This is a genomic window from Methylobacterium sp. UNC378MF (genome assembly GCF_900103195.1).
Lineage (GTDB): Bacteria > Pseudomonadota > Alphaproteobacteria > Rhizobiales > Beijerinckiaceae > Methylobacterium.
This window is the reverse complement of the sequence record NZ_FMWU01000044.1, coordinates 1-10747: the sequence shown is the minus strand read 5'-3', so window position 1 is coordinate 10747 and position 10747 is coordinate 1. Positions and strand designations below refer to the sequence as shown.

At 62.5% G+C, this 10747-nt stretch carries 11 protein-coding genes; 5 read left to right on the top strand and 6 right to left on the bottom strand.

All coding sequences use genetic code 11. The features are described 5' to 3' along the window. Positions 1–274: 274 nt before the first annotated feature. Positions 275–616 (bottom strand): hypothetical protein, encoded by a 342-nt coding sequence (locus BLT59_RS28540; RefSeq protein ID WP_139174144.1) that lies wholly within the window; start codon positions 614–616, stop codon positions 275–277. A gap of 632 nt (positions 617–1248) precedes the next feature. After that, on the bottom strand, positions 1249–1614 hold the full coding sequence (locus BLT59_RS28535) for a hypothetical protein (RefSeq protein ID WP_244514194.1): 366 nt from the start codon (positions 1612–1614) through the stop codon (positions 1249–1251). Positions 1615–1851: 237 nt separating this feature from the next. Here BLT59_RS28535 and BLT59_RS28530 point away from each other — a divergent pair, with 237 nt between their 5' ends. The 3 genes from BLT59_RS28530 to BLT59_RS28520 all read left to right on the top strand — a co-directional run bounded on the left by BLT59_RS28530 (position 1852) and on the right by BLT59_RS28520 (position 5366). Beyond that, the gene (locus tag BLT59_RS28530) at positions 1852–2514 is read left to right on the top strand and encodes a hypothetical protein (RefSeq protein ID WP_139174143.1); all 663 of its coding nucleotides are present in this window, start codon (positions 1852–1854) and stop codon (positions 2512–2514) included. 399 nt (positions 2515–2913) lie between these two features. Next, on the top strand, positions 2914–4773 hold the full coding sequence (locus tag BLT59_RS30930; protein ID WP_139174142.1) for a hypothetical protein: 1860 nt from the start codon (positions 2914–2916) through the stop codon (positions 4771–4773). Positions 4774–4787: 14 nt separating this feature from the next. Then, positions 4788–5366: a hypothetical protein gene (locus BLT59_RS28520; RefSeq protein WP_091789089.1), complete on the top strand. Its 579-nt coding sequence runs from the start codon at positions 4788–4790 to the stop codon at positions 5364–5366. A 172-nt stretch (positions 5367–5538) separates the two neighbouring features. Here BLT59_RS28520 and BLT59_RS28515 read toward each other — a convergent pair whose 3' ends face one another. After that, entirely contained in the window at positions 5539–6159 is a 621-nt protein-coding gene (locus BLT59_RS28515; protein ID WP_091789086.1) for a tyrosine-type recombinase/integrase, read from the bottom strand. A gap of 161 nt (positions 6160–6320) precedes the next feature. On the opposite strand from BLT59_RS28515, the gene BLT59_RS28510 reads away from it, so the two are divergent. Continuing rightward, a complete protein-coding gene (locus tag BLT59_RS28510; RefSeq protein ID WP_091789083.1) occupies positions 6321–7004 on the top strand; it encodes a zinc metallopeptidase in 684 nt (227 codons plus the stop codon). Positions 7005–7225: 221 nt separating this feature from the next. Here BLT59_RS28510 and BLT59_RS28505 read toward each other — a convergent pair whose 3' ends face one another. The 3 genes from BLT59_RS28505 to BLT59_RS28495 form a co-directional block, all read right to left on the bottom strand. Further along, positions 7226–8242 (bottom strand): NAD(P)H-binding protein, encoded by a 1017-nt coding sequence (locus BLT59_RS28505; protein ID WP_091789080.1) that lies wholly within the window; start codon positions 8240–8242, stop codon positions 7226–7228. A gap of 78 nt (positions 8243–8320) precedes the next feature. Next, positions 8321–9439 carry a metallophosphoesterase gene (locus BLT59_RS28500; protein WP_091789076.1) on the bottom strand — a complete coding sequence of 373 codons (1119 nt, stop codon included), beginning with the start codon at positions 9437–9439 and terminating at the stop codon, positions 8321–8323. 397 nt (positions 9440–9836) lie between these two features. Then, entirely contained in the window at positions 9837–10346 is a 510-nt protein-coding gene (locus tag BLT59_RS28495) for a hypothetical protein (protein ID WP_091789072.1), read from the bottom strand. 133 nt (positions 10347–10479) lie between these two features. Between BLT59_RS28495 and BLT59_RS28490 the strand changes: the two genes are divergently transcribed. Then, the coding region (locus tag BLT59_RS28490) for a helix-turn-helix domain-containing protein (protein WP_139174141.1) at positions 10480–10747 on the top strand (268 nt) is incomplete at its 3' end.

Genomic DNA, 10747 nt, shown 5'->3' with positions numbered 1-10747 from the left:
AGCTACCATCTGTTAATCATTGATGTCGCGGACGCGGCTCGGAATGCTGAGCTCAGATTGCGTGCTGGTAGGGCACGATCACATGCATCGCGAAGAGGGTCCAAGCTGCCTTCACGGCGGCTACACAGGTGTGAGAGAACATCATGCAACATCTTCGGTTTGCTGCGTTTTGTTGGGCTTGCCTGTCGATGCCGAGGATGCCCAGTGTCGAAGCTTGGGGTTCCTTCGGGAAGCCCGCGCGGCTGATGATCAGGCCGCGCGGGATCATCCGGTTTTAGGGTTGGGCCGTCGGTGGGCGCGCCACCCAGAGCGGAACGCGGCAGGCGCGCCGACCTCCCTGCATCAGCACCTCGCCTGGCACCGCGCAGATCGCGAGTGCCGCTTTGAGGTCGTTCCAGGCCATCAGGTCCCGCCAGGCCTGCGCCGTCTCGGGCCCCTCACGGAAGGCGATCCGCACATTCTCGGCCACGCGTGCGACGCGCGCCTCGGCGGAACGGTCCGCGAGGAACCAGCCCGCTCCGGCTCCGAAACTGACGGCGAGCACCAGGGCGGCCGCTGCACGGTAGCCCGCGCGCCGCTCCCCACCCCGTACGCGTTGCGCGAGCGCCTGGCCCACCGTCTCGGTGATAGCAGCGGAAAGGTGTGGCTGAGCAGCGGATGGAACTCGGCAAACCGGCTCGGTGATCCTGCGGCGGGAGATCACTACCTGGAATCGGTCGCTGCCCTGATAGGAGGCAGCGTAAAGCGTTACGAGAAGAACTGGCCGGAGGTCGTAGGAGCCAACGGACGGGCAGTAGACGTGGTCTCACTATTTGCCTCAGCGAACGGCTGGAAATCGGCCGTGGCGACGCTCATAGGCGGCACGCGCGGGCAGCCCTCGCTCTTCACAGGCTGAGCGGAGGTGCAAAGCCACTGCCAAGTTTGAATTGTGGCAGTCGTTGCTACCCACTTCGGGCCTGCTAGAGAACTCGACTGTGCAATTAATTGCAAGTAGCCGCATATGGCATTTGCCGCGATTGACATATGGGGTGTGCTGGCGCCGAGCCGACTATTGGAACGTCTATGTAGGCCTTAAGCGCTCCTAAGTAGGTGCCCTGAGGGAATTGTAAGCCTGCTGGTAATTCCCTTTGAGGTCGCCCGTGCCGCCGTTAGCCAAAGGTTTCTAAGTATTGGAAACGGTTGTGCAGCGACCTGTTGAAGACGCTCAACTCGCGGGCAAAAGAGTACTGCTCTCTTCGTGTCGAGGGATCACTGAGCAGATAATGCGCGGGTGACTTTGGCGGCATTCCAAGCGGCCCTCAGGCAGAGAGACAGTGCCTCAGCCCATGAACAGCCAAACCGCTCCCGATGACCTCTCGCAGCAAAGGCGGCGGCTGCCATGATGGCAGAACGATCGTACTGATCCGCGACGACGAGATGTCGGCGGTTGATCCGGACAAAGCCAGCAATCCGCGCTTTCGCAGATAGGGTACCAGCAGCGATAACCGGGCGGCTGTTGTAGAGGCTGCGGGAAAGGGCGTTCCAGGAAATCGATCGGTGAGACATTTCTAACTCGAGATTTTGGTTGGTTTTATGTTTTTCCTGTCTGTAATATCGTCGATCAATATACGTCATCAGACAAATCTTTGTTTGATTTCTGGGTGAGAAATCGGCAATTATTGCAAATAATGCGGCTTGTGCACGGGCCTTATATTGCGCGCGTGCATTATGAGCGCTGCCTTGAGCAGGCCGCTGTGTGGATTGACCGTGGCGTTGAGCGCTACGAGAAGATCGGCCTAAGGTTGCCGATGCCAGCGAAAGGCAATTGACGAAGCTGCGCTCCTCGCTTCTTCAAGCGAGTAGATATCCGCGATGGTACCCCTCATCACGACCTGCGCGGAAGCCATCGGTCAACGTGGGTTGAGTGGAGTAGAGATGGCAGCGAAGGAACGATCCGCCAAACGCCCGCGCGGTGAGGCCAAGCGAGATCAGAGCGGCGATGGTACGTCGCCGGAGGCGGGTAACATCGCCTTTCAAGTTGAAAAGATCAGCAAAATGGCGGCTCGGCGGGGGCCGGACTTCTTCGAACTGGCTGGTGCGCTGGCGATCGCCAAGGAGACGCATTCCAAGGCGTTTGAGGACATCATCAGCCAAGCCAAGATCAGCCGCCGACGAGCCTTCTACCTTTTGGAGGTGCGCGAGCGGTTCCAGCCGTACATGCGGGACGCCGCGCGCTTGCGGGCGATTGGGTGGACGAAGCTGAAGGTGCTGGCACCGGTCATCAACACCGAGAACGCTGACGATCTGTTGGCGACGGCAGAGACGGCCAGCGCACAGAAGCTAAGCCAAATTCTTCGTGGCGCAGTCGTGTCATCTAAGTCGCGCTGTGTGCTCCTGTATCTGACCCCTGAGCAGCACGATCTATATGAGCGGATGATCTTGGCTCATGGTGGCAAGCGCAGGGGTAGGCAGCTCATTGATCAAGAGCGAGCCCTGATGGCCATCATCGATCAGGTGAGTGCTCGCCACGATTAACGCATGCTCTCGAAGGCGAGCGTAAGCCTCGCCGTGCAATTGATGCATTGCTACAAAGCTCGCGGCTTGTGTCCCTGTCCGCAGCGCGCCATCAGCGGGCATCGACTGAACGCCCGGTAGCGGACTTTCAGTTTCAGGTGACCGCCTGTCCGGTGTCGACCCAACTCAGTCCTTCAGAAGGTCCGCTTGTTAGCAGGCCGATTTGCTTGGAACAGATCAGAGCGACCGGAAGCGGAGCGGCGGCATTCGCGCGAACATCGAGGACACGCCGTGACACCAGCCAGGATTGCGGTAGCAGCCAGGATTGACAGCAGGTCGCAAGGCATCGAATTTCTACCGGTGGCAAGTTTGTACTCAGCGTCATGCCGCTTAGCTTGATTAGCTCACCGGAGGCGAACGATGACACTTGTGCGCAGCATTCTAGTCCTTTTCGCCTTGGTCACCTCGGCATCCAGTCAAGCAGCAGATGATCCAATCGAGCCCGCAGCCAAAGTCGTCGCGTGTTACAGGGGCGGCAGTGACACCATCAACGGTATGTACGCATGCTCAGGTTGGTGGGTTACGCCCAGGATACTTACGCTTTGCTTCCTCAAACTCGATAAAGATCGGGATCTGGCACATGATGTACCTGCCGACTGCCCGGTTATCCCTGATACCTTGAACGCACGACAAGTCGTGGCCGCGGCTTTGGGAGGTGAAGAGAAATTCGACGAAAAGCTGGCGGTCGATCTTAGCAACATTCTCGAAACGCCCAATCGAGTGCTTATACAGAACTGCCAATCGATCAATGCGCAAGATGGCTTTGAAAAATGCGTCGCTCAGAAGATGACGCCTCCTGCGCTTGCGCCAATTCTAAATTGCGCCTTGGTGGCAAGTGAAGCGGAGCAAGCAACCTGTTTAGCCAAAACCGCACCGCCTCAGATGTCCGGAGCATCTCAGGCAATCCAGTGTATCGCCAGTAAAGGTGGTAATCTGGCCGCCGTTCAGGATTGCGCCAAGGTGCAGCCCTGGGACAAAGTTCAAGCGGTAGGAGCGTGTGTCGAGCAAGTAACCGCTGCAGGCGGCAAAGTCGATTGCCTGACGACGGGCATGGACGACAGATACCAGGAGCTCGGACGTTGCCTCAGCGTCGCCGGCGGTCGGTCGACCGACACTCTGCGCTGCCTCGGCAAACTCGATCCAGACGCCGATAACAAGATGCAGGAGCTGCAGTGTGCGACAACTGCGGGGAAGGACGCAGCCCAGGTCGCCGCTTGCTTCGCCAAGAGCGTAAAGGGCGACGAAGCGAAGATTGCAGCATGCGCCGTTGGGGACAGGGATAAGATCGCGTCCTGCCTTCTTGAAATTCGTCCCGAGTACAAAGCCGCTGCCCAGGTTGTCGCCTGCGCTCAAGGCGGCAGGGATGCCGGATCCCTGGTGGCAAACTGCAGCGACTTTTTGATCAAAGACGCGAAAACCCGAGCCACGCTTGCATGCGCGGCAAAGGCCGGATCGGATACAAAAGGGCTTGCCGGATGCGCGGCTTCAGCCGTGTTTCCGCCCGAGATCGCCCGCTACGCCTCATGCGCGGTGGCCAGCCAGGGGCCGACGTCATTCGCGCTTTGCGCCGCTGGCCCGTTGATGAACGAGGAATGGCGCATTGCAGCGGAGTGCGCGGTTCAGACTGGCGGGAACCCTGTAGGCTTCGCGGGATGCACGGCGGGCCGCTTAACACTTAAGGAGCTGACGCAATGCCTCAGCGGCGGCAGCTGCTTTGGGCCCAACAATACAATTGTGAAGTTTTATACCACCGCGTTCAACGATCTTTTGCATGGCCCTGGAGCCAACAACGATATCGTGGTCGCGCTTGGGAACCTCGGAAAGCTGTCGGGCGGCCCCCATTCGGTCGTGAACGAGCCAGGGCAGATATTCGGCGGCGCGAACTCAGTTTTCCACAACCCCGGACAGGTGCTTGGCGGGGAGAACTCGGTCGCTAACCAGTTTCTAACCAAACCTTTTGGCGGGGATCAGTCGGTGCCGAACGTCTTGGTTAAAGGCACAGAGCGCTTTGTCCAGAATGTCGGACACACGGCCGAGAAAGCCGGGCAAGATATAGGACACACGGCCGAGAAAGCTGGGCAGGATATAGGACATACGGCCGAGAAAGCTGGGCAGGATATAGGACATACGGCCGAGAAAGCTGGGCAAGATGTCGGACACGCGGTGGAGAAAGGACTGCAAGGAATTGGCAACGGCCTAAAGAAGTTGAATCCATTTTGATTGGAACAAATGTTATGCTGCACCATATCGACAAGATAATCCACCATAGGCGGCTGTTTATCGGCCTAGCATTTGCTTTCTGTTGCCAGAATGCAAGGGCTGATCTCTATGACGATTATACTAATAGCAAGTCGAAGCGGCCTTTTGTCTCATTTTTGGCGAGAAACACGGAAGGGAGCTCAAGTAAGCCGGGGCACAGCTACGTCGCCGTCGGCGTAGAGTTGGACAATGGGCTGCGGGTCTACGAGAGGATCTTTGGGTACTATCCTAAGTCGGATGCTGTGTTCGAGGAGGTAAAAGCGGTCTTCACGAAGGTAGTCGGCGATATCAAATATAAACTTCCGGACGTAATCTGGACTGTCGAACTCAACGTGCCGACCGACGAGGCGGGTCACAAGGCCGCGCTTAGCGTGATGGAGGCTTGGCTTAAGAACGATCCCAAGTACCAACTGTTCGCGAACGGGGGGAAGAACTGCTCCGCCTTCGCAGGTGAGGTCGCTGAGGCAATCGGGCTGAAAGTGCCGAGCGGCGCTGGCTCCAAGTTCCCTGTGACCTTCATCTCCGAGTTGCGCGCCCTCAATAAGAAGCCGTGATGCCGTTTCGTTCCTGAGCGATCAGCCCTTTAGTGTCGACCACAAGCGAACATCCGGTGTGACGCGAAGCCGAAAATTCGTTTTCGGGGCGCGCAGCCAAAGTCTGCTGTCCACCCTTCTCGGACTGTGGGGGCTTGGGGGCGACGGCCCGGAGGGGCCGCCGCGGTGAGCTTCAGATATCGGTCTGCTCCGACATCACCAGCGCGTCGTCCGCCTCGATGCCGAGGTAACGCACCGTGCTCTCTAGCTTCGTGTGCCCGAGCAGCAGCTGGCAGGCGCGCAGGTTGCCGGTGCGCCGGTAGATCAGCGCGACCTTCGTCCGGCGCAGGCTGTGCGTGCCGTAGCCCGCTGGGTCGAGGCCGATCAGCGTCACCCACTCGTCGACGAGCCGCCCGTACTGTCGCGTCGTCAGATGTTCGCCGGGACGGCTGCGGCTGGGGAACAGACAGTCACTTGCCCGTAGCCCCCGCAGCTTCAGCCACGCGGCCAGCGCCTCTCGGGTCGTCTCGGTCAGCTCAAAGGGGACGGGCCGGCCGGTCTTTTGCTGGATGACTGTGGTGCGCAGGCAAATGCCGTCGCCTAGGTGGACGTCGGCCACGCGCAAGCCGACGAGGTCGCAGCCCCGCAGCTTGCTGTCGATGGCCGTGTTAAACAGGGCGAGATCGCGGGTACGACCTTCGTGCTGTAGGCGGGTACGGATCGCCCAGATGTGCTTGGGCTTGAACGGCGGCTTGGGCCCGATGAGGCGGCCCAGGTTCCAGGGGCGGCGGGTGGTCTCGTTCGTCGAGTGCATGATGGAGCTCCGTCTGTGGAGCCATCAACATCTCACCCCGCCCGCGATCAGCCCGCTCCCCGGTTGCTCGGCCCCGACGTCGGCGGGTAGCGCGAGACGTGCCGGAGGCGGAAGCATGCACCGCGCTTTCACGGATACGGTGGCACGGCTACATATCTGACGTGCCCATCCTCCTAACGCTCGGCGCCCTCCTGCTCGGCCTCGTGTTCGGCCCCCACTGGTGGGTGCGCCGGGCGATGCGGCAACACGCGACCGAGCGGCCGGATCTGCCTGGGACCGGAGGTGAACTCGCCCGCCATCTGCTCGACTTAGCGGGGTTGGAGCACGTTCCCGTCGAGATCGCACCCGCCGACCACTACGACCCGGTCGCGAACGTCGTGCGGCTGTCGCCGGAGAACCATGACGGCCGCTCGATCACGGCGGTCGCGGTCGCGGCGCACGAGGTCTCCCATGCGCTCCAGCACGCGGCGGGGGACCGGCTTTTCGCGGCGCGGGTGAGGTTCGCCCCGGTCGTGCAAGGCTTCGAGTTTGCCGCGGCCGTGGTGATGATGACTGCGCCCGTGGTGCTCGCCTTCGTCCATTCGCCGGTGCTGCTCGCTCTACAGGTCGGTGTCGGCATCGCACTTCTCGGCGTTCGCCTCGTGTTCCACGTCCTGACACTGCCCGTCGAACTCGACGCGAGCTTCCGCCGAGCCCTGCCCATCCTGGAGACGGGTCACTTCCTCGACGCAGGCGACATGCCCGGCGCCCGCACCGTACTAAGCGCCGCGGCCCTCACCTACGTGGCCTCGTCCCTCGTGGCGCTCGTGAATATTGCCCGCTTTCGGCGGCTCCTCCCGTTCTAAAACCTTCGAGGTGAGGGGCCGATGCCCCTGCCCGCCAAACTGCGAGCGGACCGCCACCTTCGGAACCAGACTTGGCCATTCCTCTTAGTTGCTGTGCGCCATGAGTGGAAGTCGGCTCGACGCCTGGTTGCGGACCTTCAATTCCGAAGGGCTGACCGTCCGGTATCGACCCTAATCGGAAGGTCGCTCCGTCAGCTGGTGTCATTCGGATCTGAGCATCGTCAGAACACGGCGTGGTCGCCACGCTCAGCGGTCGCATCGCCACGGATCACGCGAGCGTAATAGTCGAACAGCGTCTCCGAGCCCGTCGAAGGGGTGGCTTGCGCATCGTATCGCCCGGTCGCTGGATCCAGCACGAGCATGGACTCGGTCGCGTAGTAGCGACCGATCCGCGCGACTTCGGCCTTGGCAGCCAGGGCCGGCACCCATCGTCCGATCGTCGCCAGAATGGTGACGATCACATCCAGCAGCACAACCGGAACGTGCCTGAAGCGCGGTTCGCGCCCCAGAAGGGCGAAAAGCCGCTCGCCCTGCGCCTTCGGCGTGATCGCTTCGCCCGGTCCGCCAATCGGCAGCACGCGATTGCGCCGCTCCTCGTGGTCGAGGCAGTCCGCGAGATAGCGGCCCAAGTCGTCATCACTGATGGGCTTACAGGCCGTCAGCGTCCCATCGCCAAAAACCAGGAACGGCTTGCCGCGTTTCAGGCGATCGATCTGTCCCGAAAGCGATTTGAAGAAGGCCGTCGGCCGCACGATCGTGTAGTCGAGCCCCGATGCGATCAGCGCTGCCTCGAAGGCAAGCTTGGCGTGCTGAAAGGCGAGGATCGGCTTCTGGACGCAGATCGCCGACAGAAGCACGACATGCGTCACGCCGGCCGCCCGGCTCGCGTGCAGGGCGCTCACCTGCGCATCGTAGTCGATCGCCCAGGTGTCGTCGGGCAATCCCGTGCGCGACGCGAGGCAGGACACCAGGACGTCGAACGGTTCGCCGCGGAGGCCGTCGCGCGCCACCGACAACGAATTGGTCAAATCCACGATCCGCTCGGTGGCGCCGGCGGGGACTCGAGAAGGGCCAGTTGCACCTAGGCAGACAGCGGTGTCGGCGGGGCGCCTGACGAGGCAGACGACCTCGTGACCGCGTGACACCAGCGCCCGCACGGTTGCCCGACCGATTGTGCCGGTCGCACCCAGAACGAGGACGCGGCGCGGTTCCGCGCCATCCGGTCGATCCGTGGTCATGATCGCTTCATCCCGACGCCTCGCCATCCTAGCGCGATGGGAACGCTTGCGATGCGCGGCCGAACGGCAAAAGCGGTGCTACGACGAGGTCCGCAGGGTGATCCGCGTCAACTCCGACGGTCGGCCGAGCCGAAGCGCGAAGCCCGGCCACAGCGCGGTACCATTGCTGACGTAGAGCAGCATGCCGCCGACCCGGTACGCCCCGGAGACGAACCCGGCGTTGCCCCGTGCCACCAGCCGGTCCAGTCCGCGGATCATACCGCCGTGGGTGTGCCCCGACAGTTGCAATTTCACCCCGTGCGCGGCCGCCCGCGCGGCGTTCGCCGGCTGGTGATCCAGCAGCACGACCGGCACATCTGCGGGCGCGTCCGCCAGCGCGGCGGCGAGATCGGGCCCCGGATGGCCCGTGGCGGGCGCCGAGCGGTCGGTTACGCCCGCTACCACGAGCGCGCCGCCGTCGCGCCTGAGGACCGTGTGGGCGTTGGCCAGCACGCGGATCCCAAGCCCGGCGAGGTGGCGCATCCAGGCGTCGTAATCGAAGAAGTACTCGTGGTTGCCCGGGACGGCCCAGATGCCGTCCCGCGCCGTCAAGGCGCCCAGCGGCTCGACGGCGGCCCGTCGGGCCGCGAGCGAACCGTCGATGAAGTCGCCCGTCACCACGATCAGGTCGCTCCCGAGGTCATTGGCGCGTGCGACCACGGCCTGCGCCCACTCCGTCGGGAACAGGCGGCTGATGTGCAAGTCGGAGAGATGCAGGAGCGTGTAGCCGTCGAAGCCGAGGGGCAGGTTCGGTATCGCCACCGTGACATCCTTCAGCGGCGGCACGCGCACGGCCTGGGACACAGCCACCGCCGCCAGCATCACAGCCGCGAGGACCGCTGCGTAACGCCAAGCCATGGGGATCGCCCATCCGCTCCCGGGCAGGACCCAGCAAATCAGCGCCGCGGCATCGAGGACGAGAAGTATCGGTGCCGCCAGTGCGAGCGCACCGAACGCCAAGTTGAACAGGATCACCACCGGGCGAGGGAATTCCGGCGCGAAGACCGATCCGGAGGAGAGGCGGCTCCACAGGTGATACTGGGATGCGACGAGCAGGAGGACAATCAGGCCAAGCTTGACCGCGAGCGGCCATGGGCTCGGCCACACCACCCGTGCGGCGACATAGAGGGCAGGCAGGCTGGGGATCAGTCGGATCATGGGCCGCTACATGGCGAGCGGCACTCACAAAGCAAAGCTTACTGCTTGGCTGCAGGGCGCGGTGGCCTTTGTGGCGGCCGCGGTGATCGTCAGATGTCGGTTTGCTCGGACATCACTGCCCCGGAAGCAGACGCTCCGAACGTCAGAGATGGGTCAATGACGACCGCTCCCTGTCCAGTCACACGATCTCCCGCTTGGGGGGAGCCGTCGTCATATTGTCTCTGCCTGATCCGTGAGATGGACCCCCAGCGGCCGTGAGTGCCGTCGCCGTGCCGGTGCCCGACAAGCTTCGATATCCGCACGCCTAGAGCTGAGGCATAGGTTATGCAATTAATTGCAAAAATGGAAGCGATCGGGCAGCCCTGAAGTGAACGCCCGATCACTGAATGATCGACAATCAGGCCGCCGAAGCGATGCCAGCTCGGATCTCGTTCAGGAGCGGCAGCTCCGCGCGCATCATCTCGATGAGCGCTGCTCCATCCGGGCATCGCACTCCCTGCGACTCGTGCTCAGCCATCCCGCGCAAGCTCAATCCGGTCTCCCAGTTCAACCGAGATTGGAGCAGTCCCCCTTCCACTGCGAAGAGGATGTTGCCGAGCAAGTTAATGCGCTCTGAGGGAGGGGCATGCTCACGTATCCAGTGGGCGGTCTCATTGTCCCGGCAGAGAAACGCCTTCATCGCCTGTCGCCCCTCGCGGACAAACATGTCGTAAGCCCAGGTTGGAGCCCCGCCGAAAATGACCTCTGAGGGGAGGGGGTCGTTGATGAGCCGCGCGGTCTCGCCGGCCAGCAACGGGGTAAGGAGGGACACGAAGGGACATAGAACTTGTCTCATCCGCCGTAGACCCTCTCGCGCGGTCTCGACGATCGTGTCCGGTATGCCGGCATCGCAGAAAGCGTCGAGCACGACATCCGGTTCGCCCCGCCGCCGTGGCAGATGGTCAGACGGGCAGCGTACCGTCCCGACCGCGAACCACGTCGCTAGTGCAGTGACGCGGACGGAGGATTCACGCAGGCGGTGAGGCGTGCGAGTCTGGGCCATGGCTCAGACGGTATGCGTTCTTCTCGATGCGAGCGACGCGGCACGGCTGGCTGCGATCGCCAGCGACCGCTCTCGCCCGCTCAAACATATCCAGCGCGCCCGCATCGTCTTGCTCTCGGCCGAGCGCCTGAGTGTCCAGGACGTCGCCCGGCGAGCGGGCGTCAGCCGTCCGGCCGTGTGGCGCTGGCAGCGGCGCTACGCCGAGGCGGGCGTCGAGGGTCTGCTGCGCGACAAGACGCGTCCGCCCGGGACACCACCCCATTCGA

Coding starts and splice junctions, on each gene's coding strand:
- BLT59_RS28515 (WP_091789086.1), bottom strand. CDS start 6,159: ATGCACTCGACGAACGAGACCACCCGCCGCCCCTGGAACCTGGGCCGC.
- BLT59_RS28500 (WP_091789076.1), bottom strand. CDS start 9,439: ATGATCCGACTGATCCCCAGCCTGCCTGCCCTCTATGTCGCCGCACGG.
- BLT59_RS28505 (WP_091789080.1), bottom strand. CDS start 8,242: ATGACCACGGATCGACCGGATGGCGCGGAACCGCGCCGCGTCCTCGTT.
- BLT59_RS30930 (WP_139174142.1), top strand. CDS start 2,914: ATGACACTTGTGCGCAGCATTCTAGTCCTTTTCGCCTTGGTCACCTCG.
- BLT59_RS28530 (WP_139174143.1), top strand. CDS start 1,852: ATGGTACCCCTCATCACGACCTGCGCGGAAGCCATCGGTCAACGTGGG.
- BLT59_RS28535 (WP_244514194.1), bottom strand. CDS start 1,614: ATGACGTATATTGATCGACGATATTACAGACAGGAAAAACATAAAACC.
- BLT59_RS28520 (WP_091789089.1), top strand. CDS start 4,788: ATGCTGCACCATATCGACAAGATAATCCACCATAGGCGGCTGTTTATC.